At 68.5% G+C, this 22,167-nt stretch carries 25 protein-coding genes and 1 tRNA gene; 10 read left to right on the top strand and 16 right to left on the bottom strand.

Annotated elements, in window-relative coordinates; genetic code table 11:
• The gene (locus tag QGN31_RS22445; protein ID WP_009951974.1) at nt 1-405 is read left to right on the top strand and encodes an HIT family protein; all 405 of its coding nucleotides are present in this window, start codon (nt 1-3) and stop codon (nt 403-405) included.
• Here QGN31_RS22445 and QGN31_RS22450 read toward each other — a convergent pair.
• Nucleotides 393-1,835, bottom strand: a complete 1,443-nt coding sequence (locus tag QGN31_RS22450) for a sensor histidine kinase (RefSeq protein WP_014381773.1) — start codon at nt 1,833-1,835, stop codon at nt 393-395. The two genes, QGN31_RS22445 and QGN31_RS22450, sit on opposite strands and share 13 nt — an antisense overlap.
• A gap of 40 nt (nt 1,836-1,875) precedes the next feature.
• Nucleotides 1,876-2,595, bottom strand: a complete 720-nt coding sequence (gene phoP / locus QGN31_RS22455; protein WP_008263800.1) for a two-component system response regulator PhoP — start codon at nt 2,593-2,595, stop codon at nt 1,876-1,878.
• A gap of 158 nt (nt 2,596-2,753) precedes the next feature.
• Between phoP and QGN31_RS22460 the strand changes: the two genes are divergently transcribed.
• Nucleotides 2,754-3,470, top strand: coding sequence for a hypothetical protein (locus QGN31_RS22460; protein WP_008263798.1), 717 nt, complete (start codon nt 2,754-2,756; stop codon nt 3,468-3,470).
• A gap of 151 nt (nt 3,471-3,621) precedes the next feature.
• Here the strand turns inward: QGN31_RS22460 and QGN31_RS22465 are convergent.
• The 3 genes from QGN31_RS22465 to QGN31_RS22475 form a co-directional block, all read right to left on the bottom strand.
• Nucleotides 3,622-3,697 (bottom strand) — tRNA-Thr (locus QGN31_RS22465).
• 149 nt (nt 3,698-3,846) lie between these two features.
• Nucleotides 3,847-4,095 carry a hypothetical protein gene (locus QGN31_RS22470; protein WP_009951978.1) on the bottom strand — a complete coding sequence of 83 codons (249 nt, stop codon included), beginning with the start codon at nt 4,093-4,095 and terminating at the stop codon, nt 3,847-3,849.
• A gap of 85 nt (nt 4,096-4,180) precedes the next feature.
• Nucleotides 4,181-4,963 carry a DUF732 domain-containing protein gene (locus QGN31_RS22475; protein WP_014941242.1) on the bottom strand — a complete coding sequence of 261 codons (783 nt, stop codon included), beginning with the start codon at nt 4,961-4,963 and terminating at the stop codon, nt 4,181-4,183.
• Nucleotides 4,964-5,124: 161 nt separating this feature from the next.
• Between QGN31_RS22475 and QGN31_RS22480 the strand changes: the two genes are divergently transcribed.
• Nucleotides 5,125-6,018: a lytic transglycosylase domain-containing protein gene (locus tag QGN31_RS22480; RefSeq protein ID WP_193375546.1), complete on the top strand. Its 894-nt coding sequence runs from the start codon at nt 5,125-5,127 to the stop codon at nt 6,016-6,018.
• 7 nt (nt 6,019-6,025) lie between these two features.
• On the opposite strand, the gene QGN31_RS22485 is transcribed toward QGN31_RS22480, so the two are convergent.
• The 4 genes from QGN31_RS22485 to QGN31_RS22500 all read right to left on the bottom strand — a co-directional run bounded on the left by QGN31_RS22485 (nt 6,026) and on the right by QGN31_RS22500 (nt 9,270).
• Entirely contained in the window at nt 6,026-7,042 is a 1,017-nt protein-coding gene (locus tag QGN31_RS22485) for an MAP_0585 family protein (RefSeq protein ID WP_014383784.1), read from the bottom strand.
• A gap of 39 nt (nt 7,043-7,081) precedes the next feature.
• On the bottom strand, nt 7,082-7,552 hold the full coding sequence (locus QGN31_RS22490) for a lipoprotein LpqH (protein ID WP_014379063.1): 471 nt from the start codon (nt 7,550-7,552) through the stop codon (nt 7,082-7,084).
• 85 nt (nt 7,553-7,637) lie between these two features.
• Entirely contained in the window at nt 7,638-8,306 is a 669-nt protein-coding gene (locus tag QGN31_RS22495) for a S1 family peptidase (RefSeq protein WP_014710883.1), read from the bottom strand.
• Nucleotides 8,307-8,394: 88 nt separating this feature from the next.
• Nucleotides 8,395-9,270: an alpha/beta fold hydrolase gene (locus QGN31_RS22500; protein ID WP_193375532.1), complete on the bottom strand. Its 876-nt coding sequence runs from the start codon at nt 9,268-9,270 to the stop codon at nt 8,395-8,397.
• Between the two features lie 120 nt (nt 9,271-9,390).
• Between QGN31_RS22500 and QGN31_RS22505 the strand changes: the two genes are divergently transcribed.
• Nucleotides 9,391-10,881: an amidase gene (locus tag QGN31_RS22505; RefSeq protein WP_014383782.1), complete on the top strand. Its 1,491-nt coding sequence runs from the start codon at nt 9,391-9,393 to the stop codon at nt 10,879-10,881.
• Here the strand turns inward: QGN31_RS22505 and QGN31_RS22510 are convergent.
• Nucleotides 10,878-11,075, bottom strand: coding sequence for a hypothetical protein (locus tag QGN31_RS22510; protein WP_008263776.1), 198 nt, complete (start codon nt 11,073-11,075; stop codon nt 10,878-10,880). The two genes, QGN31_RS22505 and QGN31_RS22510, sit on opposite strands and share 4 nt — an antisense overlap.
• A 377-nt stretch (nt 11,076-11,452) precedes the next feature.
• Between QGN31_RS22510 and QGN31_RS22515 the strand changes: the two genes are divergently transcribed.
• The 3 genes from QGN31_RS22515 (at nt 11,453) to QGN31_RS22525 (ending at nt 13,993) form a co-directional block, all read left to right on the top strand.
• The gene (locus QGN31_RS22515) at nt 11,453-11,695 is read left to right on the top strand and encodes a hypothetical protein (protein WP_009955870.1); all 243 of its coding nucleotides are present in this window, start codon (nt 11,453-11,455) and stop codon (nt 11,693-11,695) included.
• Between the two features lie 17 nt (nt 11,696-11,712).
• Complete coding sequence (locus tag QGN31_RS22520) at nt 11,713-12,093, top strand: hypothetical protein (RefSeq protein WP_014383781.1); 381 nt, start codon at nt 11,713-11,715, stop codon at nt 12,091-12,093.
• A gap of 340 nt (nt 12,094-12,433) precedes the next feature.
• Nucleotides 12,434-13,993 (top strand): LCP family protein, encoded by a 1,560-nt coding sequence (locus QGN31_RS22525; RefSeq protein ID WP_014710882.1) that lies wholly within the window; start codon nt 12,434-12,436, stop codon nt 13,991-13,993.
• A gap of 4 nt (nt 13,994-13,997) precedes the next feature.
• Here QGN31_RS22525 and QGN31_RS22530 read toward each other — a convergent pair whose 3' ends face one another.
• From QGN31_RS22530 to QGN31_RS22540, 3 genes are all read right to left on the bottom strand, one after another.
• Nucleotides 13,998-14,789: an SDR family NAD(P)-dependent oxidoreductase gene (locus QGN31_RS22530; RefSeq protein ID WP_014379058.1), complete on the bottom strand. Its 792-nt coding sequence runs from the start codon at nt 14,787-14,789 to the stop codon at nt 13,998-14,000.
• Between the two features lie 32 nt (nt 14,790-14,821).
• Nucleotides 14,822-15,661, bottom strand: a complete 840-nt coding sequence (locus QGN31_RS22535; protein WP_009955875.1) for an SDR family oxidoreductase — start codon at nt 15,659-15,661, stop codon at nt 14,822-14,824.
• A 103-nt stretch (nt 15,662-15,764) separates the two neighbouring features.
• Nucleotides 15,765-16,700, bottom strand: a complete 936-nt coding sequence (locus QGN31_RS22540) for an enoyl-CoA hydratase (protein WP_009955876.1) — start codon at nt 16,698-16,700, stop codon at nt 15,765-15,767.
• 233 nt (nt 16,701-16,933) lie between these two features.
• Here QGN31_RS22540 and QGN31_RS22545 point away from each other — a divergent pair, with 233 nt between their 5' ends.
• From QGN31_RS22545 to QGN31_RS22555, 3 genes are all read left to right on the top strand, one after another.
• Nucleotides 16,934-17,098: a hypothetical protein gene (locus tag QGN31_RS22545; protein WP_008263763.1), complete on the top strand. Its 165-nt coding sequence runs from the start codon at nt 16,934-16,936 to the stop codon at nt 17,096-17,098.
• Nucleotides 17,099-18,580, top strand: coding sequence for an alpha,alpha-trehalose-phosphate synthase (UDP-forming) (locus QGN31_RS22550; RefSeq protein WP_014383779.1), 1,482 nt, complete (start codon nt 17,099-17,101; stop codon nt 18,578-18,580).
• Between the two features lie 86 nt (nt 18,581-18,666).
• Entirely contained in the window at nt 18,667-19,245 is a 579-nt protein-coding gene (locus QGN31_RS22555) for a hypothetical protein (RefSeq protein ID WP_008263759.1), read from the top strand.
• Between the two features lies 1 nt (nt 19,246).
• Here the strand turns inward: QGN31_RS22555 and QGN31_RS22560 are convergent, their stop codons facing one another.
• From QGN31_RS22560 to QGN31_RS22570, 3 genes are read right to left on the bottom strand one after another with little or no spacing between them, the layout of a single operon-like run.
• Nucleotides 19,247-19,738 carry a mammalian cell entry protein gene (locus tag QGN31_RS22560; RefSeq protein WP_008263757.1) on the bottom strand — a complete coding sequence of 164 codons (492 nt, stop codon included), beginning with the start codon at nt 19,736-19,738 and terminating at the stop codon, nt 19,247-19,249.
• Nucleotides 19,738-20,445, bottom strand: a complete 708-nt coding sequence (locus QGN31_RS22565) for a hypothetical protein (RefSeq protein ID WP_008263755.1) — start codon at nt 20,443-20,445, stop codon at nt 19,738-19,740. Before QGN31_RS22565 ends, QGN31_RS22560 begins: the two co-directional genes overlap by 1 nt.
• The gene (locus tag QGN31_RS22570) at nt 20,445-22,166 is read right to left on the bottom strand and encodes a virulence factor Mce family protein (protein WP_009955883.1); all 1,722 of its coding nucleotides are present in this window, start codon (nt 22,164-22,166) and stop codon (nt 20,445-20,447) included. Before QGN31_RS22570 ends, QGN31_RS22565 begins: the two co-directional genes overlap by 1 nt.
• Nucleotide 22,167 lies beyond the last annotated feature (1 nt).

The following is a 22,167-nucleotide window of genomic DNA, read 5'->3' on the forward strand; positions in this document are numbered from 1 at the left end:
ATGGCGTCGATCTTCACCAAGATCATCAACCGCGAACTGCCCGGCCGCTTTGTCTATGAGGACGACGACGTCGTGGCGTTCCTGACGATCGAGCCGATGACCCAGGGACACACCCTCGTCGTGCCGCGCGAAGAGATCGACAATTGGCAGGACGTCGACGGCGCGGCCTTCGCCCGGGTGATGGCCGTGAGCCAGTTGATCGGCAAGGCCGTCTGCAAGGCCTTCAGGACCGAACGGTCGGGCCTGATCATCGCCGGACTGGAGGTGCCGCACCTGCATGTGCACGTCTTCCCCACCCGCAGCCTCAGCGACTTCGGCTTCGCCAACGTGGACCGCAACCCTTCACCGGAATCGCTGGACGAGGCCCAGGCCAAGATCAAGGCGGCCCTGGCTCAGTTGGCGTGAACCGCGTGCTGCGCGTGGACGTCACTGATGCGCGGCAACGTCACCCGGAAGCAGCAGCCCTCGCCCGGCGCCGTGGTCACGCTGACGACACCGCCGTGCGCCCGCACCAGCGACTCCACGATGGATAGGCCCAGGCCGGTCCCGCCGCTCGCGCGCGCCCGCGACGAGTCGGTGCGATAGAAACGCTCGAACACCCGCGACGCGTCCTGCTCGCTCATGCCGGGGCCCTTGTCCGCCACTTCGAGGACCGCGTCGTCGCCGTCGGTGCCGACCCGCACCGTCACGTCGGCGCTTTCCGGGGTGTGCTGCAAGGCGTTGGCGATCAGATTGCTCAGCACCTGCCGGATGCGCGCTTCGTCGCCGAGCACCTCCGGCGTGCCGGGGCCGTCGAGGACCTTCATGGTGATGGTTCGCCCCGGATCGATCGCCTGCGCGTCGTGCACGGCGTCGCTGGCCAGCGCCAGCAGGTCCACCCGGTTGTGCTCGAGCGGTCGTTGCACGTCGAGGCGGGCCAGCAGCAGCAGGTCGTCCACCAGCAGACCCATCCGGGAGGCCTCGCTCTCGATCCGCGACAACAACATGGCGACGTCGCGGGCGGCGCCTTGGCGATACAGTTCGGCGAAACCGCGGATGGTGGTCAGCGGGGTGCGCAGCTCGTGGCTGGCGTCGGTGATGAAGCGGCGCATCCGGTCCTCGGAGCCGCGGGCCTTCTCGGCCGAGGACTCCGAGGACGCCAGCGCTTGCTGAATCTGCGCCAGCATTCCGTTGAGGGCGAGCGAGAGCCGGCCCACCTCGGTGCGCGGATCCCGTTCTGGGACACGGCGATCCAACTGGCCGGACGCGATGGCCGCGGCCGTTCGTTCGACTTCGGCCAACGGCCGCAGGCTGCGCTGGACGACGGCGAAGCTGGCGATCCCGACCAGGACCAGCACCCCCACCCCGATGGCGACCTGCAGCCAGACCAGTGAGCGGAGAGTGTGCTGGAGGTCGGACAGGTCGATCGCGACGGTCGTCAAACCCTGTGGCCCGCGCACCGATACAGCCCGCCAATGGATGTTCGAGCCATTCACCGAGGGCAGCGTCGTCGGGTTGGGACCCACGTCGTTGTTGGCCGGGAGCGCCGGTTCGGCGTTGCGGTCGTTGATGGCGGTGAAGGGGATGCCGTCCGTGCCGACGCCGCGCACGTAGAACTTCGACGGTGGCCGGCCCGGGTCGGGGCCCTCGTACGGCGGCGGTGACTGACGACGCGGGGCCAGCGCCCAGCTGTGGGATGCGTCGAGCAGCGTCTGGTCGATGCGGCTGATCTGACTGTGCCGCAGGATCGACGTCACCGCGACACCGGAAACGGCCAGGCCGCACGCGACCAGCAACAAGGTGGCGGCGACGAGCCCTATTCGGAGCGGCAATCCGCGTCGAGGCTGAGTGACCATCTACCCAATTCTTCGCTACCGTTGACGACCGCGCACGCGCTCAGCGCGGTTCCCGCAACACATAACCCACGCCGCGCAGCGTGTGCAGCAGGCGCTTCTCGCCGGTGTCGATTTTGCGCCGCAGGTACGACACGTAGGACTCGACGACGTTCACGTCGCCCCCGAAGTCGTAGCGCCATACGTGGTCGAGGATCTTCGGTTTGCTCAACACCGTGCCCGCGTTGATCACGAAGTAACGCAGCAGCGTGAATTCGGTCGGCGACAGCGACACGGGCTGACCGGCCTTCCACACCTCGTGCGTTTCTTCGTCGAGTTCGATATCGGCGAAAGTCAGTCGGGCGCTGCGTGGTTCGGCCCCGCCCTTGCCGGCGCGCCGCAGGATGACCCGCAACCGCGCGACGACCTCTTCGAGGCTGAACGGCTTCGTCACATAGTCGTCGCCCCCCAGCGTCAGGCCGGCGATCTTGTCCTGCAAGGAATCCCGCGCCGTCAAAAACAGCGCGGGGGCGTCGATGCCGTCGGCCCGCAACCGTCGCAACACCCCGAACCCGTCCATGCCGGGCATCATCACGTCGAGGATGACGGCATCGGGACGGGCTTCGCGCGCCCGGTCCAGCGCCTGGGCGCCATTGGTTGCCGTGTAGACCTCGAAGCCCTGGAACTTCAAGCTGACCGAGAGCAGTTCGACGATGTTGGCCTCGTCGTCGACCACGAGGACGCGGGCCTCCGGTTTGGTGTCGCTGGGAGTTGGCGATGTCATCAGGTGCTGCTGTCCCTTACTTGAAGTTACCTATGGAAAAATTGTGTGATTCCTGAAAGCTCAGTGTCAACCGTCTGTTAGTAGTCTGCCAGGCATCGGCGCGTTGCCTTGAGACGGATCGGCCTTTTCGCAGGCCGCGCCGTGCATAGACTCGAAGAATGAACCTCGCCAAAAGCATCGTGTCGGCGGCGACCGCTCCCGCGCGGGTCGGTCTGGCCGCGGCGGATGCGGGTCTGGGCGTGGCAAGCGCGGCCGTTGGCGTGGCGAAGCGGGCTTTGGGCGAGAACGGGTCCGCCGGCACCAACCCGATGACGTCGATGCTGGGTCTCGACGACGCGCTCGTGCGCGCCAACCGGCTGGCCAGGCTGCTCGACGACGACGCCCCGCTGGGTCGGGCGGTGGCCCCGGACGGGCCGCTCGATCGGTTGCTCCGCCCGGGTGGGGTCGTCGACATGCTGACCTCGGAGGGCGGCCTGCTCGACCGGCTGACCGCCGAGGGCGGCGCCTTGCAGCGCACGCTGCAGCCGGGCGGGCTTGCCGATCAGCTGGTCGCCGAGGACGGATTGATCGAACGCCTGCTGGCCGAGGACGGGCTGGCCGACCGCCTGCTCAGCGAAGGCGGCCTGGTCGACAAGCTGACCGCCAAACACGGGCCGCTGGACCAGCTCGCCGACGTCGCCGACACCCTGGCGCGGCTCACCCCGGGGATGGAGGCGCTCGAGCCCGCCATCGCCACCCTGCAAGACGCCGTCATCGCGCTCACCATGGTGGTCAACCCGCTGAGCAACATCGCGGATCGGATCCCGCTGCCGGGGCGCCGGCGGCCCTCGTCACGGGCGGTGCGCTCGGCGCGCGTGATCGACACCGACCAGTGACCGGTTAGGCCTTTACGCCGTAAGTGTCGGCGGTGTGATTGTTGGCATGCGTTGGTGCAGAACACCTTTCGCCGACGGCCGTCGAAATCGACTCCGCACCTGCGACAAACCGTGGACATAAGGCGACGCTATCGGTGAGTACCGACAGGAATGGAGCCGCGTGAGAGACTCGAACTCTCGACATCCGCTTTACAAGAGCGACGCTCTACCAACTGAGCTAACGCGGCCTGGGTGGCTCGACAAGCCACGACGATTCTACGGCAGGGGTGATGCCGTCCGAGCTACGCGTCGACTCGAGCCGGCGGAGGTGCGGGTGTAGGGCGGGAGCCCGCGAAACGGAGCGCTTTGGTAAGCGCTCAATCCTGCGTTGGCGCGCTCAACACGCCCTGCCATCGCCGTGGTCGTCGTCCTCCTCGTCGCCCCAGTAGGCCCATTCGGGAAGCGGCGTGTTGGGCATGGCGCCCAAAGCGGATGCCTCATACCCGGGTTGACCACCGGGTCCCTTCCACCGCGGATCCAGTCTGTTCGCGCGTGAACGTCTGACCCCGCGGGTGATCACAGCGACGGTGCCTCCGACGACGAAGGCGATCAGGGCGACTTTCAGAACCAGAAATAGCAGGGTCACGGTTGCATGCGCTCCACACTGCGTTGAGGTAACACCCTGCAGGGCAACGGGTCTCGATCCGACGCGGGATGGCGTCCCGTCCGGCTCACGGGTGGCCCGGAAGGTTGTCCAGATCTCCCTGGATGTCCCGCAGTTTTCCTTCGATGGCCTGCAAATCGGAGAGGGCATCCTGATAGGACGGCTGCATCTCGTTTGAGGCAGAGGGTAGGGACTGGGGGCAGTACGCGACGATGGCGCCCGCGGTGACATGGGTGCTTTGATCGGCGTCCCAGATCGACGATCGCTGCACGAACCCGACCGCGTCGGAAAAGTTGTGTTGGTGCGCCAGGAAGTCGCAGACGGCGTGCCCCTGGGCCATCACGTAATCCTGGCTGGGAATCGGCACGCCTTCGTGCTTCAACGCGGCGATGAACGCCGTGTCGGCTACGCCAATCCGCGGGGCGGGTGCGGGGGGAGCCATGCGAGCGGGTGGCGACGCGACCGGTCGACTGGGTGACGACGCGGCCGGCGGCGGGGCTTCCGTCGACTGCGCCGATGAATCCTGGTGGCGGACGGCGAATATGGCGATCGCGGCGGCGGCGATCGCCACCAGTGACAGCGGCAACGCCGCCACCAGGCCCAGCCGGCGCAGCACGCCGCTGGGCCTCAGGAGCGTGACCGTGTCGTGCCGGCGCCGGGCGCCGGCGACCGCCGGGGTTTCGGGGGCGCTGGGCGCGTTCACGAGCGTCGCCCCGGTGCTGTGGGCCAGGAGCTCGTCGAGCAGTTCGTCGACCTCTTGGGACGACGGCTGGCCACCCTGCTCGCGGATCGATCGTCGCCCAAGGGCGATGCGCCGCAGTTCTGAGTCGATCGTCTCGCGGTCGCGCATATCAACCAGTTTGAGCCTTCATCGGCATTGATGTCACGCGCTCGGATGCGACAGACTCGCTGTGAGGCGAACCAGCCGGAGCCGTGGGGGATCGACGATGGACGGATGTGATCACTGTGGGCCGTAACCGACGCGCCGCGCCGCTCGTCCTCGCCGCGATCATGGTCGCGCTCGCCGGTTGTTCGGCGTCGCATCCCAAAAATGCCTCCCCGGCGGCCACGACGACGTCCGCCACCGCGGCGCCGACCCGGGTGGTGCCCGTGGATTCCGGGACGCCCGGCGGCGCGCAGCCGCCGCTGGCGGCGGATCCCGTGCAGCTGGCCGACGACCTCGTCGCCGACGAGCGCGCCCTGCGCGACCCGGGGACCGCGGAGCCGGCGCTGACGGCGGCGGCACACCGCGAGCAGGCGGCCTACCGGGCCATCGCACGCCATCCCGAATGGGACGCGACGACGCGCCCGCGCATCCCGGCAGAGCTGGCCGAGGTGTACGACCGCAACGTCGACGCCCGTCGGCAACTCATCGCGCTGACCCCGGTGCGAGACACCCTGCCGGCGTGGCGCATCGAGCCGCCGGCCCCGGCCGACGAGCTGCTCAGCGACTACCACCAGGCGGAGTCCGAATCCGGCGTCGGCTGGAACTACCTGGCCGCAATCAACTTCATCGAGACCCGTTTCGGCAGCATCGTGGGCGCGAGCACCGCCGGGGCACAGGGCCCCATGCAGTTCTTGCCGTCGACGTTCGCCGGTTACGGACAGGGCGGCGATATCCACTCCCCGCGCGACAGCATCCTGGCGGCGGGCCGCTACCTGGCCGCCAACGGCTTTGCCAACGATCGGGATCGCGCCATCTACGGCTACAACCACGCCGGCGAATACGTGCGCGCGGTCGACCAATACGCGGCGCTGATCGCGGCCGATCCGGCCACGTTCACCGCGTACTACCGGTGGGACGTCTATTGCCGCACCACCGCGGGCGACGTCGTGCTGCCCATCGGCTACGACGCGTCGTCACCGATCCCGGCCGCGGACTACGTGGCGGCCCACCCGCAGTAATACGCGCTCAGTACAGGGGCACCCAGACACCGAAGAACCAGTAACCCCAACCGCCGTACTGCCAGTTGAAGACCGGGACGACGGTAAAGGTGTTGTAGTTGAACGGTCCGAAGTCCGCCCGGGCCACCAGCACGTCACGCGGCGGTCCGGCCCACGGCCGGTTCCACCCACCCGGAGGCGGCGGACCGTTCCAGCCCCCCGGGGGCGGCGGGCCCACCCAGTGCGGCGGCGGGTGGCCCGGCGCCGGGCCGTCGTTCCAGCCGTAGTTGTGCGGGCGCGGCGGCGGGGGTGCCCCGTGGCCCACGACGCTGAAGCCGGTGTCGAGACCCACCGGCCCGCCGATCTCGGCGTTGCCGCTGGCATACACCCCGCGCGGCGGAATGTACGGCGGGTGCGGCGGCTGCGTGCTCGGGGGGTTGAGCGAGGCGTACCGCTGCCGCTCGTTCCCCGGCGGATTCTGCGTGTTCGCCGGGGCGTTGGTCTGCCCGCCCTGCGGCGGGTTCTGACCGGGCTCATTCGGCGGGGTGTTCTGCCCCGGCTGCGGCGGGTATTGACCGCGCTCATTCGGCTGCGGGCCGTTCTGCCCGCCCTGCGGCGGGCCGTTCTGGCCACCCTGCGCCGGCGGACCGTTCTGGCCACCCTGCGCCGGCGGACCGTTCTGGCCACCCTGCGCCGGCGGACCATTCTGGCCACCCTGCGCAGGCGGACCATTCTGCCCACCCTGCGCCGGCGGACCATTCTGCCCACCTTGCGCCGGCGGACCGTTCTGGCCACCCTGCGGCGGGGTGTTCCCCCCGCCCTGCTGACCGCCGTGGCCGCCGGGCTGTCCACCCGGGCCGCCCGGCGCGCCGCCCGGGCCGCCGGGGTTGCCGCCCCCGCCGCCGCCACCACCGCCACCGCCGTGGCAGCCCGGGCAGGGTGGAGGCGGGTCAAGTGGCGCGGAGTAGGCCGTCCCGGCGTTCAGGGTGGCCATGGAGATGCTCAGGCCGGCGGCCACCGCGGCAGCGCCGACGACACGTTTCATAGACATAGCTGCGTTCCCCTCGGGTGTCGATGGCCTGCGCTACGGGCAGGTGACGTCCAACTCGAATGACTTGGTTACCTGCTGCGGTTGCTGCGGGTTGCTCATGTCGACACCCGTAGCGGTGCCCTTGATCGCCCACGTCTTGCCGTTGACCGCGGCCCCGGCACTGCCGCCCTGGTTGGGCGCGGCGTCGGAGAAACCGAGCGCGACCCCGTTGACGGTGCCCAGCCCGACCGAATGGACCAGGGGCGGATTGCCATTGCTGACCACGGCGCCGAGCCCGGCGGTGGGGTCGCCGATGCCGATGTTGGTGTTGTCCCCCGCGGCGGTGCAGGTGACCTGCCCGCTGACGTTCTGGTTCTGGCCGTCGACGATCACCAGCGGACCCGCCGCACCCGCCGGCGAAGACGAGCCGGACGGCGACGTACCGGACTTGTTGCTCGAACACCCCGCGCCGGCCGCGATCACCAGGGCCACACCGGCAACGCCGGCTACGATCCCACGCTTCACTACTGCTTCCCCTTCGTGTCGCCGGTTCCGCTGCTTCACCATGGCGTCGGTACCCGGTACGTCAGAATTGCAAACGCTACGACACTCACGGGAGAACGCGCAGGCCCCACCTGTCCAGCAGCGGATTGATCAGCATGAAATAGGTCGTGTAGTCGTCACCGTCGGGCGAGGACATCAACAGACCGACGGCGCTCACGGTGCCGTCGGGGTTCATCACGAAGCCGGGACTGCCGCTGTCGCCGTCCAGGCTGAACACGCTTGCTTCGACCACGTCACCGTCGATGCCTTTGATGGCGCCGCACGTCTCACCCGTCACCGCACCGATCTTGCAGAACGGCATACCGGGTTGAATCTGCGCGTGGCTCAACACATCCCGAACCTGATACCTGCCGGCTATGTCGCCCACCGGCATGCCGATGCTCGGCTCGAGGCGGATGATCGCGGCGTCCCGCTTGACCCCTTCATGCTCGCTGGCCGAGATCTTGCCGAGCGGAGCATCGTTGCCGTACGTCCACTCCGCGCCATCGTGCGAGTCGCAGTGCCCGCTGGTCATCAGGTAGTAGCTGCCGTCGGCGCCCTGTGCCGCGAAACCCGCTGTGCACCTGCCGGATTCATGATCGACTCCCATGCCCGGTGCCGGGGGCGGCGACGGCAGGGCCGGCGGCGGCGCCGCCGCAGCGGTTTTCGCCAGCGTCGTCGCGGCCACCAGCACGGCCCCAACGAGTCCCAGCCCCCGCAACCACGGCATGTTCACGCCGTCCCCCTCCGTTTGTGCCGGGCAGATAGTAACAGCGCCACTCGCCTCGAATGCGCTGGCGGCCAGCCGGTTCCGCGCGGCCGGTTCATCCGGCGTCGACGTGCCGGGCAAGGAAGTCCAGCACGGCGCCAGCGAAGATGTCGTTGCGATCACCGGCGACCATGTGTCCCGCGCCGCGGACATCGGTGAATTCGACTTGGGGAAAACGCGCCAGGAATTCGTCGGCGCGCTCCTGACTGACGAGGTCGCTCATCTGCCCGCGCACCAGGAGCATCGGCACCCCGCCGCGCAGGATCGCCCCCACGGCCGCGTGCATCCGATCGGGGTCGGTGACCTCGAACGGCGGGAATGCCGCTGTGCCGCTGATGAATTGCGGATCCCAGTGCCAATACCAGCGGTCGCCGCGGCGACGCAGGTTGGTGGTCAGGCCGTCCAGATCGGTCGGTCGCGGCCGATGCGGGTTGTACTCGGCGATCGCGTCGGCGACTTCGTCCAGTGAGCCGAACCCCGATTCCACCCGCTCGGCCATGAAGGCATGGATCCGGTTCGCCCCGGACTGGTCCATGTTCGGGACAATGTCGACCAACACGACCGCGCTCGCGATGCCCGGGGACAGCTCCCCGGCGAGCAGCATCGATGTGAACCCGCCCAGCGAGGCACCGACCAGCACCGGTCGCGGAGGCAGCGTGCGCAGCACCTCTTGGACGTCGCCGGCGAAACTGACGACGCGATAGTCGCCGTCGTCCGACCAGTCCGATTCGCCGTGGCCGCGCAGGTCGACGGTGACGGCCTGCCACCCCCGCGCGGCGACCGCGGCAGCGGCCTTGCCCCACGAACGGCGCGTCTGACCGCCGCCATGCAGGAACACCACCGCGCGCGCATGAGGATCCCCGAGTCGGTCGGCGACGATCTGGACCCCACCGGGACCCCGGATCGTAAACGGTTCAGCTGCCGTGGGCACCAGGTGATACTAAGGCGCCCGCAACCGGCGCCCGCGCTCGCTTGACGCCACTGGTGTGCAGCGGCGTCAATTTAGAGGGCGGGCGGCGCCGCAGCGACGGACCGAAGCGAAGGAGAGGGCATGCATCTCGACGAGTACATGTCGCTGGATGCGACCTCCTTGGCCGAGCTGGTCGAGCGCAAGCAGGTCACCCCGGCCGAACTGCTCACGTTGGCGCGGCAACGAGCGGACGCGGTGAACCCGCACTTGAACGCCATCGTCCGTCGCCTCGACACTGTCGCCGACGCCCGGGCCGCCGATCCGAGCCTGAAGGGCCCGTTCGCCGGCGTTCCCTTCCTGCTCAAAGACCTGGGCCAGGAGTACTGCGGCTTTCCCACGTCGTGCGGATCGCGCTCGCTGGCCAATGAGGTGTCCGACCGGCACGCGCTGATCACGCAGCGGTTTTTGGACGCGGGCCTGGTGATTTTCGGGATGACCAATACGCCCGAATTCGGCGCCAAGGGTGTCACGGAACCCGACTATTGGGGCCCGGCCCGCAACCCGTGGAACATCCGGCACACGCCAGGCGGCTCGTCGGGCGGATCCGGTGCGGCGGTGGCCGCCGGCATCGTTCCGGCCGCCGGAGCCAACGACGGTGGCGGGTCGATCCGAATCCCCGCCGCCTGCAGCGGACTCGTCGGCCTCAAGCCCAGCCGGGGCTTGGCTCCCTACGGCCCGCAGACCGGCGAGATGCTGTTGGGGATGGCGACCCAGGGGGTGGTGTCGCGCACCGTGCGCGACAGTGCCGCGCTCTACGACGCGATCGTCGGGCACCATCCGGGTTCCGCTTACCGAGTTGCGTTGCCCGACAAGCCATTCAGCGAGCTCGTGAAGCGTCGTCCGGAGCGGTTGAAAATCGGGTACTCGGCGCGCTCGGCGATCAACCCGCGGCCCAGCGCCGAGGCAGTCGCCGCGGTCGAGAAGACGGCGGTGCTCCTGGGCGAATTGGGCCATCAGGTCGACGAGGTCGCGCCGCCGTACGATGACGCCGCACTGGGCCGTGACTTCCTGACCATCTGGTTCGCACAGCTTCACCACCAGGTCGCCGACATCAAGCGGCGAACCGGCGCCCGCGACAGCGACTTTGAGGCCGACACGTTGGCCGTCAGCGAACTCGGCCGATCCGGTGGTGTCCTGGCGGTCATGTCCGCGCTGGAAAACAGGAACAACTACATCCAGTCCCTGGCCGAGTTTCACGGCGCCTACGACTACTTCCTGACCCCCACTCTGGCGACCCCGCCCCTGGAGGTGGGTGCCACCGCGACGTCGGCGGTGTTGCAGCGCGCGGCCCGAGTGATCAGCAGGCTACGCGCGGGAAAACTCATGGGGCTCAGCGGAATTCTCGACGACCTCATCCAGGAGAGCCTGGGCTGGGTGCCCTACACGCAGCTGGCCAACCTCACCGGGCGCCCGGCGATCAGCGTCCCACTGCATTGGACGCAGAACGGCCTTCCGCTCGGTGTTCAGTTCGTGGGGAAGCTGGGCGCCGACGGCGAGCTCCTCCAGTTGGCCGCCCAACTCGAAGAGGCGAACCCGTGGGCTCACCGATACCCGGCCCCGGGCACGAATTAGCCGCCGCCGTCAGAGGTTTCAGCTGGCGGCTCGGTGCCCTGCTGGCCGCGCTGACCCCGCCACAACCCGGCAAACCGACGGGCGATGTCACCCAGCCGGCCCCCCGCATGTTGGGAGGCTTTGATGCGGCCCAAGGTTTCCCGGCCTTCCTTCGCGTAGTCCTTGACCGATTCGTCGCCTTCCTCGGCGCGCATGTCTGTCCTCCGATCCTGCTCGGTCGCGTTTGTCATTCCGGAGTTTGACGCTCGGGCGGTTCCGATGGCGTCAAGCGCTCCGGCGGTTCGGTTGGCGTGAGCCGTTCGGGCGGTTCGGTGGGCGTGAGCCGCTCCGGCGTCTCGCCCGGTGTCCCCGGCTCGGGTGGCTCTGAATCGCCTGGCCGCTTCGCCGAAGGCGGCCTGAGGTCCGTATCGCCCATGCTCAGTCCTTCGATCGGCTCAAACTCGCGTACCCGCCGCACCCGGGCCTCCAAACGCTGCCGGGCTGGAAAAACGCCCGCGTCGCACCGGGTGCCGGGGGCGGCCCGGCCGCTTACACTCCAACCGTGGTAGGTCTGGCGCAAACGAGGTCGGCAGTGAAGAAAGTCCCGCTCGGCATCGGAATCGCCGTCGTCGTGTTGCTCGCCGTCTTCGCGATACCGATCAAGCAACGGTGCGGGGCGCCGGGCTACCCGTGCGCGTCGACGCTGGACAACGAGGGCAACACCCACTACTACTACGAGGTCGAACCGGCGGGCGTCTACCTCGCTGAAATCGTCACGGGCACCAACATCACGCTCTTTTACTCCGCGGGCGAGGACCTGGTCAAAGCCCGATAGCACTGCAGGGAGACGACATGCGCATCGGCGCAACTGCCCGGACCACGGCGGCCGTCGGGGTGCTCGCGGCGGCCGTGCTGCACCCGAACGCGCCGGCACTCGCCGCCGTGGGCCAACGCCCCTGTCGCGCAAATGCGTTGTGCGCCAACGCCCCCGCGGCCGACGGCGGTGACCAGGCCGCCGCCGAGCGTGCGATCATCGACGGCTACGTCAAGAAGCAGGTCGGATGCACGCCGACCATGCCGCCCCACCCGGTGTCCATCGCGTGGGATCCGCCGGGCTTCACGCCGGGGGTCGGCGGATCTGGCCTCATCCGCGATGCCAACCCGGCGCTGGGCGGCCAATACCGCGCCGACTACGTCGACGGTCGATGGCGCATCGAGTACCTGTACTGCTGACGGCGACGGTTTGCTGCCGGTCCCGGGCGGTCGATGCGGTGCCCGATATCCGTGCGGTAACAAGTTCGGCTCGATCCGTCTCGCGCTCGAGACCGGGCGGGGGTCATCCGGGGCGCACACCGGCACCGCCCGACCAAAACAGGCAGGTAGATCGGCGATCGCGGGCGCGAATCGCGCCGAGCGGGCCCGCTGATTCCGGTGACGGCGGCCGCCGGCGGGCGCTCTCGATTGGGGCCTTCACAGCCGGCTAACGCATACTTGTCACCATGCTCGAAGCGACATCGCCGCTAACCGCCGTTGCGGGGCCCGGTGATGCGCTGGGTGTGGGCAGAGGTTTGTGATGGCCCGCTCGGGCGGCGCCCATCGCCGTCATCGAGCCGTCCGTCAGCCCTCTCGATTCCGCAAAGGGCTGACGCGCACCCTCGGCGCGCTGGTTTCCGTGGCGGCCGTCGGGCTGACCGGCGCCGGGTACTACGTGGCGCACGGCGCGCTGGGCGGCATCACCGTTTCCAACGCCCTGCAGCCCGACGATCCGCGGTCCAGCGGCGACAACATGAACATCCTGCTGATCGGCCTGGACTCGCGCAAAGATCAGGACGGCAACGACCTGCCGTATTCGATCCTCAAGCACCTGCACGCGGGTGATTCCGACGACGGCGGCTACAACACCAACACGCTGATCCTCGTGCACGTCAGCGCCGACAACAAAGTGGTCGCGTTCTCGATCCCGCGCGACGACTGGGTGCCGTTCACCGGGGTCCCGGGATACAACCACATCAAGATCAAAGAGGCCTACGGGCTGACCAAGCAGTACGTCGCGCAAAAGCTGGCCAACCAGGGGACGAGTAGTCAGAAGGAGCTCGAGACCAAGGGCCGCGAGGCCGGGCGGGCGGCGACCCTGCGCGCGGTGCGCAGCCTGACCGGGGTGCCGATCGACTATTTCGCCGAGGTCAACCTGGCCGGTTTCTACGATCTGGCGCAGACGCTGGGTGGCGTCGAGGTGTGCCTGAACCACGCCGTCTACGACTCGTATTCCGGCGCCGACTTCCCGGCCGGGCGCCAGCGACTGGACGCGTCCGAGGCGCTGTCGTTCGTCCGGCAGCGGCACGGCCTGGAGAACGGCGACCTGGACCGCACCCATCGGCAGCAGGCGTTCATCTCGTCGGTCATGCAGGAGCTGCAGGCCGCGGGCACCTTCACCAACATCGACAAGCTCAAGAACCTGATGGCGGTGGCGCGCAAGGACGTGGTGCTCTCCTCCGGCTGGAATGACAACATGATCCAGCGGCTCGGCGGGCTCGCCGGGGGCAACCTGGAATTCCGGACGCTACCGGTGGTGCGCTACGACAACATCGATGGCCAGGACGTCAACATCGTCGACCCGGCCGCGATCAAGGCCGAGGTGGCGGCGGCGATCGGCACCGACGCACCGACCACCGCGCCCACCACCACGGCCGTCAAGCCCGATCCGTCCACCGTCGTCGACGTGGTCAACTCGGGCAGCATGAGCGGGCTTGCCACCGAGGTATCACGCGCGCTGAAGAAGAAGGGCTACACCCCGGGCCAGGTCCGCGACCGCGAGTCCGGCGAGCCGACCACCAGCTCGATCGCGTACGGCGCCGGCGCGCAGAGCGATGCGCGCAACCTGGCCACCATGCTGGGCCTCGACGCTCCCAGCCAGCCCAGCCCCGGCGTCCAGCCCGGCCACATCCGGGTGACGGTGGACACCAACTTCTCGATTCCCACACCGGACGAGACCCAGATGGACGACGTCACGAGCACCAGCACCACCACGTCGACCAAGGCCAAGACCTACTACTACAACGGCACCACCACGACGTACCCGACGCCCGATCAGGGGAAGCCGATCGACGGCGGCGGCGTGCCCTGCGTCAACTAGGCCATCAGCTGTGCGTGCCGCCGTCCATGCGGATCTCGGTGCCCGTGATCCAGGCGCCGTCGTCGGATACCAGCATGGCGACCACCCCGGCGACCGCTTCGGGTCCGGCCATTCCCGTGCCGCTGGACTCCGTCGTGGTCGGCAGGACCGGCATGAGCCGCGAGAACAGCGCCCAGTCGGCGTCCTGCGGGATGTATCCGCCGGTGGCATCGGTGATCCCGGACTTGATGCTGCCCGGCGCGACGCACGCCGCGCGCAGGCCCTTCTTGGCGTATTCCAGCGCCAGCGAGTGGGTGAAGGCCTGGATGCCGCCCTTGCTCGCGGCGTAGGCGGCCATGTAGGGATGGGCGAACGAGGCCGACGTGGAGCTGAAGTTCACGATCGCGCTGCGCGGGTTCGCCAACAAGGCCGGCAGCGCCTCGCGCACCACCAGAAACGTTCCGGTCAGGTTGACGCCGACGATTCGGTTCCAGAGTTCGAGGGTGGTGTCGTGAGTGTGCGCGGCCCGCAGGATGCCCGCCGCGTTGACCACCGAGTCAAGCCCACCCAGCCGCTCGACGGCCAGGCGCACCCCGTCGACCACCGAATCCTCGCTGCCGACATCCATCGGCACGGTGCTCAGCCGGTCGGCGGTGCCGGTCTCTTGCGCCCGCGCACGCGTGGTGTCCAGGCCCTCAGCCGCGATGTCGGAGGCCGCGACGGCGGCGCCCTCGTCGAGCAGGCGCAGCGCGGTCGCCTGCCCGATCCCCGACGCGGCGCCGGTCACCAGGATCCGCTTGCCCTCGAGACGCTTCATCGCTTCTCCCGTTCACTAGGCGCGGCGACGGGTCAGGGTGCCACCACCCCGCGCAGCGCTTCCTCGCCGTACATCTGCACCATCATCGACGAGTAATCCGGGCCGCGGCGCAGAATGTGTCCCCCGTCGACGTTGATGCACTGGCCGGTGATCCATGCCGCCGCGTCGCTGAGCAGGAACATGGCCAGGTTGGCCACGTCCTCGACCTCACCCACCCGCGGCAGCGGGGTGCACAGCGCGTAGTCGCCGCTGATCTCGGGTGACTGGATCACGCTCGCGTCGACCAGATCGGTGCGGATCAGGCCCGGCCGGATGCTGTTGACCCGCACCCAGGACGGGCCGAGTTCGTCGGCGGCCAGCATCATCATGTGGTCGATCGCCGACTTGGTGACCCCGTACGGCCCGAACCACCGGTGGGTGTTGCTGGCCGCGATCGATGAGATCCCGATGAACGAGCCGCCCCCGCCGCGGACAAGCTCGCGCCCCACGTGCTTGAGCACGTACATGGTGCCGTTGACGTTGAGGTCGACGGTGTTTCGCCACGCCTCCGAGTCGGTGTGGGTGATCGGCCCCACCGTCAACGAGCCACCCGCGCAATGCACCGCGCCGTGCAGCCGGCCGTGCCAGGCCGTCGCGGCGTCGACCGCGCGGGCCACCTCGTCCTCGTTCGTGACGTCGGCGGGCTCATAACGAATCGAGCCCTCGCCGGGCAGGGCTTCGATCTCCTTGACGGCCCCGGCGAGTCGATCGGCGTTGCGGCCGACGATCATGACCGAGGCGCCCGCCGCGACCAGCCCGGCGGCCACGCCTTTGCCGATCCCGCTACCCCCGCCGGTGATCAGGTATGTCCGGTCTTGGAAAGAAAGCTGCACGCGAGGCCCTTTCGAACTGGAACAGGTTCTAGCTATAGAAGCATGTGCCCTCCGGGGGGAATATCGCTACCCCCGGTCTCGTTAGGTCCTCGGCTGCGCGGCGCTACGGCGTATCGCGGCGCGCCACCTTCGTCGGCTTCGCGTCCCGCCAATCCTCGACGTGCGGAGGCTGGCCGACCGGCCACCGGTTCTCGTTGAACGCCGCCCAATGGGCATGCCCCAGCAGGTGCACGTGGAAGGCGTGCCGCAGCGCCTCGGTGTAACCCATCGCGTCGGAGGCGGCGTTGACCGAATCCTTGATGAGCAGCGACGCCATCGTGGGCCGCTCGGCGATGCGTCGCGCGAATTCGAGTGTCTTTTCCTCTAATTCGTCGACGGCGAAAACCTTGGACACCATGCCCAGCCGGTGCGCCTCGTCCGCGTCGATCGAATCACCGGTCAGCAGCAGCTCTTTAGCCTTACGCGGACCGAATTCCCAAGGGTGAGCGTAATATTCGACGCCCGGCATGCCCAACCGGACCGCGACGACGTCGCTGAACTTCGCGTTGTCTGCGGCGACGATCAGGTCGCAGGCCCAGATCAACATCAGACCGGCCGAGATCGCGTTGCCCTGCACCTGGGCGATTGTGATCTTGCGCAAATCGCGCCAGCGGCAGGTGTTTTCGAAAAAGTAGTGCCATTCCTGGTGGTACAGCTTCTCCATGATCGGCTCGAGCGTGGCCCCGCGCGAGCGGAAGCTCGGATGCTGCCCGGGCCCCGGTGCGCGCTCGGCCAGTGCCTGCTCGGAACCCAGGTCGTGTCCGGCGGAAAAGTTCCTGCCGCGCGCCGCCAGGATCACCACGCGAACGGTGTCGTCGGCCTCGGCGCGGCCGAAGGCCTCGTCGAGCTGGACCAGCAGGCCGCGGCTTTGCGCATTGTGGGCCTCGGGCCGGTTGAGCCAGATCCGCGCGATGCGGCCCTCGTCGAGGGTTTCGTAGGCCACGAGCTCCGGGGTGTTGGCGTCGGCCGCCCCGGTGTCGGCTTGCTCGGAGACTGTCATTCCGCCCACCTCGTTCGTCGTTGATTTGGCCTTGTTTACAGATTACGGCCAGTGTGTAATCGGGCCGCGCCGGGGGGACGCGCCGCGAGCCCTTGATCGGCGGCACGCCCCGGCCGGTCGTGTCTTCGCGAGCGGCGCGGCGAGTCCCTGCAAACCAGCCATAAATGCGCCCGAAGCCCGTTAGCTGGTGAGACGGGCTGCGGCCGATCACGCGCGTCGCCTACAGTTAAGTCATGCCTACGAAATCTGATCCTGGCGAAATCGGCGACGTCGAGCCGGTGGCGGACAGCACTGCGAGCCAGGCCAGGCGGGTCGTCGCGGCGTACGCCAACGACGCCGACGAATGCCGGGTCTTCCTGTCCATGCTGGGTATTGGGCCGGCGAAACTCGACGCGTAAATGGCTCCCGGGGGAGGGCGAGGCTCCAAGGCGGCCAAATTCGGGGATTCCGACTTCGTCGTGGTCGCCAACCGGTTGCCGGTAGATCGGGAGCTGCTTCCCGACGGCAGCACGGCCTGGAAGCGCAGCCCCGGGGGACTGGTCACCGCCCTGGAGCCGCTACTGCGCCGTCGGCGCGGCGCGTGGGTCGGCTGGCCCGGTGTGGTCGACGAGGACGTCGACCACGAAGACGAGCCGATCGTCCAGGAGGACCTGGAACTGCGGCCGGTCAAGCTGAGCGCGGACGACGTCGCCGAGTACTACGAGGGCTTCTCGAACGCCACGCTGTGGCCGCTGTATCACGACGTGATCGTCAAGCCGCTGTACCACCGCGAATGGTGGGACCGCTACGTCGTCGTCAACCGCCGCTTCGCCGAAGCCACCTCACGTGCCGCCGCGCGGGGCGCGACCGTATGGGTGCAGGACTATCAGCTGCAACTGGTCCCGGCGATGCTGCGCGATATGCGGCCCGACCTGACCATCGGCTTCTTCCTGCACATCCCCTTCCCGCCGGTGGAGCTGTTCATGCAGATGCCGTGGCGGACCGAGATCGTCGAGGGCCTGCTGGGCGCCGACCTCGTCGGATTCCACCTGCCCGGCGGCGCGCAGAATTTCCTGTTCCTTTCCCGGCGGCTGATCGGTGCCAACACCACGCGCGGGGCGGTCGGGGTGCGGTCGCGGTACGGCGAGGTGGAGCTGGAATCCCGCGTCGTCCGGGTGGGCGCCTTCCCCATCTCCATCGATTCCAGTGCGCTCGACCAAACGGCCCGGCACCGCGATATCAGGCGCCGCGCCAAGGAGATTCGGGCCGAGCTCGGCAACCCCCGCAAGGTGCTGCTCGGGGTCGACCGGCTCGACTACACCAAGGGCATCGACGTTCGGCTGAAAGCCTTTTCGGAGCTGCTCGCCGAGGGTCGCGCCAAACGCGACGACACGGTGCTGATCCAGCTGGCGACGCCGAGCCGCGAGCGGGTGGACAGTTATCAGCAGCTGCGTAACGACATCGAACGCCAGGTCGGCCACATCAACGGCGAATACGGCGAAGTCGGGCATCCGATGGTGCACTACCTGCATCGGCCGGTCCCGCGCGACGAACTCATCGCGTTCTTCGTGGCCGCCGACGTCATGCTGGTCACCCCGCTGCGCGACGGGATGAACCTGGTCGCCAAGGAGTACGTCGCCTGCCGCAGCGATCTCGGCGGCGCGCTCGTGCTGTCCGAATTCACCGGCGCCGCCGCCGAACTGCGCCAGGCGTACCTGGTCAACCCGCACGACCTCGAAGGGGTCAAGGACGCCATCGAGGCCGCCCTCAACCAGCCCGTCGAGGAAGGACGGCGGCGCATGCGGTCGCTGCGCCGCCAGGTGCTCGCCCACGACGTCGATCGCTGGGCACGGTCATTCCTCGATGCGCTTGCCGAGGCGCGGCCCCATGACGCCGATTAGCGCGGATGCCCCGGGAACCCATGGTGTTGGCGCGCCAACGCTGTGATACTCGGGAGCAGCGTCGCACGCGAAGGAGAAAGAGTCACATGAAGCTCCGTCACGGACTGGCCGCGGGTGCCGCCGTCTTCACGGCTGTCGCAACGGGAATCGCGCTGCAATCCGGCGAACCGGCCAAGGCGCTCGGGCCGCCGGCGGACGGCACCTACGCCTACAACGAGGCGGGCGTCTCCGGGGTTACCTGGACCATCTCCGCACTGTGTGACCAGCCGTCCGGGACCCGGAACATGAACGACTATTCCGACCCGATCGTCTTCGCGATGAACTGCGCGCTGAACATCGTGAGCTCTACGAACGAGCAGATCAGCGCCGCCGACAAGCTGCAGAACTTCAGCGGCCGGGCTCGCATGTCCAGCATGCTGTGGACGTTCAAGGTGCAAAAGGACAACGGCGTGGCCTGCCCGGGCGGGGGCACCGCGCCGTCCACCGAAACCTTCGCGTTCAGCGACGAAACGATGAGCGGCACCCACACCACGCTGCACGGGCCGGTATGCGGGCTGCAGCCGGAGATGAAGAAGCAACCCTTTTCGCTGGCGATGACCGGACCGCCGCCCAGCCCGATCGAGCGTTACCCGTTGTACTGCAACGGCATTGCGATGTGCTACTGAGCTAGATCGGCGTGATGTAGGCGATCAGCCACTGCTTGCCGATCTTTTTGAAGTCGACCCGCAATCGGCTGCCGTCATACAGCGGCTGCCGTGACTTGTCGGTGACCGTCCGGTTCATGTAGACCATCACCGACGCCGAATTCCGTTGGGCGGACATGACTCCCACGCCCACGACGTTGGCCTGCACCACCACTTCGCGCTTCTTGGCTTCGGGAATGATCTGGGTGTTGGCGCTCTTCTGGAACTCCGCGCGATAGTCGGGGGTCAGTAGCGGGTACGCCGCCGACAGGCTGCGTTCGACCGTTTGGTAGTCGTAGGCGAAAACCTCGGGGATTTCCTTGGCCGCCAAACCGGGCAGCACGGCACGCGCCGCCTGCTCACCGCGAACCTCGACCCGATCCCAATACATCCAGCCGGCCGCCGCGGACAACCCGACGAACGCCACGGCCAGAAGGTAACCCGCGACGATGAGCAGCCAACGCCGCCATCGCATCAATTACCCCCGTCTGGATACTTCAGGTCGTAGCCGCTCATGCGTCCGGAGTCGTCTTCGTGCACGATGACGCGCAACCGGTAGGGCATGGACGGCTTGTTGACGCCGTCGATATCGGCGACCGTGACGCGCACCGACACCAACACGGACGCGTTATCGGTAACGGCGTCAATGCCTTCCAGCGCGGCGCCGTTGACGACGGCTTCCGATGTCGCGTTGGTGGAGCGGAACAGGCCCTTGAGATTCTCGACATTGTTGTTGGCGCTGAGCATCCCGCGCAGCGGTCCGCTGGTCCCGTTGACGAACCGGTTGACGCTCTCGTCGATGTTGTCCTGCTTGTAGCTGAACATGTTGACCACCGTCTGCGTCGCGGTGTCGACGAAGCGTTGGTCGCGCCCCTGCGCCGCGGCGGCGTGGCGGTGCTGGACGGCCAGGAGGGCCACGCACCCGGCCAACGCCCCCACCGCCACCAGTGCCGCCGCGAAGGAGATCCACGCCACCAGGGCGCGGTGCGGCTGGCGCCGCGGTGGCGGCTTGATGGACTTGAGGCTCCTGACGGATTTCGCCGACGGCTTCGGCGCGGCCGGCACCTCCGTCTGGACCGTGACGTCCTGCGTCGACTCGCTCTTGGCAGGACCCGCCGCGCGCGAGGCTTTACGACGAGCGCGCGGCTTGGTTGTCTGTTCGTCCGTTATGGCAGCGTCCATTACAGAGGCCTTGGATCAAGCATGAGGTCCACCCAATTCTCGGCGCCGGAGGTTCCGGTGGCGCCGGCGGCGAAGATACCAGTGCCTCCTGCCGGATCGACAAACGCGCCGGTCTTCTCGTCATAGGTGGCATACGCCGGCCCGCTGGCCTGCGGCTGCCCCCCGGGCGGCGGGCCCCACGGCTTCTCCGGTCCGGGGCCCGGCGGCGGCGGGTTGATCCCCAGCGGCGGCGCCGGCGGGGGCAGCCACTTCGGATACGGAAGCTGCGGCGGTACCGGCGGCACCCCCGGCGGTTGCCACGACGTGAACGGCGGCGGCGGCCCGTTGTCGTTGGGCGGCGGCGGGGCGAAGGCCGGCTGGTGCGGCGCCGGACCGGGTCCAGGGACCACACCCGGCGGGGGCGGCCCGACCATCGGAGTGCCCGGATCTGGGTCGGCGTCCGGCGGGATGTACGGGAAGTGGTTGGGCGGCAACACGTTCAGCCCGTTGGTCATCGGGGTGTCGTAGGGCACCGGCGGGCCGCGCCACGGGTTGCGACCGATCGGCACGTAGCCCTTCGGGTCGCGGCAGAGCTGAATCGTGGGGGCGCGCTTCCCGGGGAACTCTTGGCACGGGTAGTTACGCGCGCCGCGCACGGTGCTGGGATCGTTCTGCGCGGTCTTGCAGTACATGTCCCTCGGAAGCTCGCGCACCGTCTCGTCGGCCGGGGTGCGCATCAACGGCGGCGGCAGGAAGCCGACGGCGCACGGCGGCGGGTCGTTGAGGTCGAGCTTGAAGTCCAGCTTGGCGCCCTCGTCTTGCGGCCCGCCGCCCGCGGCGGTGGTGATGGCCGCGAACAACGCCGGCAACACGACGAGCAGCTGTTCGATCGACTTGTTGTAGATCACGCCCACCCGGCCGAGGTTGGCCAGGCTGGCGGCCAGGGTCGGGAAGTTGGGGCGGATGCCCGAGAACGCGGTGCTGGCCTCGTCGGTCGCGCCGGGGGCCGTGGCCAGGGTGTCGCGGAGCTGGGGGTCGGCCTGACGGACCTCGGAGGTGAACCGCGCCAGCCCATCCGAGAGCGACTTGATGTCGCCACCGGCGCGGATCTGGGCCTGCAGGAACGGGCCGGCCTGATCGATCAGCTGCGAGACCTGCGGATAGTTGGCGTTCGCCTCGTCCACCAGCAGCCGGGCCGACTCGAACAGCCGGGCGAGCTCGGGGCCTGACCCGTTGGCCGCAATGAACGTCTCGTGCAACAGTTCACGCAACCGGGTGTCACCCAGGCTGTTGACCAGTGTCTCCGCCCGCTTCAACAGATCGGCGACGTCCTGGCCGATCCGGGTGTTCTGCCGCTCGATGCGGGCACCGTTGGTCAGCTTGCTCGACGCGGGCGAGCTCGGGGGCACCAGGTCGATGTACTGCTCGCCGACCGCCGACACACTCTTGACGGTGGCGGTGACGTTCGACGGGATGGCCGTCTCGCTGTTCAGCCGCATCTGGGCGATGACGCCGTTGGGGCTCAGCCCGACCGACTCGACGCGGCCGACGGCAACGCCGCGGTAGGTGACGTTGGCGTTTTTGTACAGGCCGCCGCCGGCAACGAAATCGGCGCTCACACCGTAGGTTCCGATGCCGAAGGTCGCGGGCAGCCGCAGGTAGAAGATCGCCATCACAGTCAGGGTGATCGCCGTGATCACGGCGAAGATCGCCAGCTGGATCCTGGTCAGTCTGTCATGCATG

Source organism: Mycobacterium sp. 2-64, from assembly GCF_035918375.1.
Taxonomy (GTDB): domain Bacteria; phylum Actinomycetota; class Actinomycetes; order Mycobacteriales; family Mycobacteriaceae; genus Mycobacterium; species Mycobacterium intracellulare.

What these genes read in the sequence shown, in the direction of transcription:
- QGN31_RS22445 (WP_009951974.1), top strand. Translation starts at nt 1, where the DNA reads ATGGCGTCGATCTTCACCAAGATCATCAACCGCGAACTGCCCGGCCGC.
- QGN31_RS22450 (WP_014381773.1), bottom strand. Translation starts at nt 1,835, where the DNA reads ATGGTCACTCAGCCTCGACGCGGATTGCCGCTCCGAATAGGGCTCGTC.
- phoP (WP_008263800.1), bottom strand. Translation starts at nt 2,595, where the DNA reads ATGACATCGCCAACTCCCAGCGACACCAAACCGGAGGCCCGCGTCCTC.
- QGN31_RS22460 (WP_008263798.1), top strand. Translation starts at nt 2,754, where the DNA reads ATGAACCTCGCCAAAAGCATCGTGTCGGCGGCGACCGCTCCCGCGCGG.
- QGN31_RS22475 (WP_014941242.1), bottom strand. Translation starts at nt 4,963, where the DNA reads ATGCGCGACCGCGAGACGATCGACTCAGAACTGCGGCGCATCGCCCTT.
- QGN31_RS22480 (WP_193375546.1), top strand. Translation starts at nt 5,125, where the DNA reads ATGGTCGCGCTCGCCGGTTGTTCGGCGTCGCATCCCAAAAATGCCTCC.
- QGN31_RS22485 (WP_014383784.1), bottom strand. Translation starts at nt 7,042, where the DNA reads ATGAAACGTGTCGTCGGCGCTGCCGCGGTGGCCGCCGGCCTGAGCATC.
- QGN31_RS22505 (WP_014383782.1), top strand. Translation starts at nt 9,391, where the DNA reads ATGCATCTCGACGAGTACATGTCGCTGGATGCGACCTCCTTGGCCGAG.
- QGN31_RS22510 (WP_008263776.1), bottom strand. Translation starts at nt 11,075, where the DNA reads ATGCGCGCCGAGGAAGGCGACGAATCGGTCAAGGACTACGCGAAGGAA.
- QGN31_RS22520 (WP_014383781.1), top strand. Translation starts at nt 11,713, where the DNA reads ATGCGCATCGGCGCAACTGCCCGGACCACGGCGGCCGTCGGGGTGCTC.
- QGN31_RS22525 (WP_014710882.1), top strand. Translation starts at nt 12,434, where the DNA reads ATGGCCCGCTCGGGCGGCGCCCATCGCCGTCATCGAGCCGTCCGTCAG.
- QGN31_RS22530 (WP_014379058.1), bottom strand. Translation starts at nt 14,789, where the DNA reads ATGAAGCGTCTCGAGGGCAAGCGGATCCTGGTGACCGGCGCCGCGTCG.
- QGN31_RS22540 (WP_009955876.1), bottom strand. Translation starts at nt 16,700, where the DNA reads ATGACAGTCTCCGAGCAAGCCGACACCGGGGCGGCCGACGCCAACACC.
- QGN31_RS22545 (WP_008263763.1), top strand. Translation starts at nt 16,934, where the DNA reads ATGCCTACGAAATCTGATCCTGGCGAAATCGGCGACGTCGAGCCGGTG.
- QGN31_RS22550 (WP_014383779.1), top strand. Translation starts at nt 17,099, where the DNA reads ATGGCTCCCGGGGGAGGGCGAGGCTCCAAGGCGGCCAAATTCGGGGAT.
- QGN31_RS22555 (WP_008263759.1), top strand. Translation starts at nt 18,667, where the DNA reads ATGAAGCTCCGTCACGGACTGGCCGCGGGTGCCGCCGTCTTCACGGCT.
- QGN31_RS22560 (WP_008263757.1), bottom strand. Translation starts at nt 19,738, where the DNA reads ATGCGATGGCGGCGTTGGCTGCTCATCGTCGCGGGTTACCTTCTGGCC.
- QGN31_RS22565 (WP_008263755.1), bottom strand. Translation starts at nt 20,445, where the DNA reads ATGGACGCTGCCATAACGGACGAACAGACAACCAAGCCGCGCGCTCGT.
- QGN31_RS22570 (WP_009955883.1), bottom strand. Translation starts at nt 22,166, where the DNA reads ATGCATGACAGACTGACCAGGATCCAGCTGGCGATCTTCGCCGTGATC.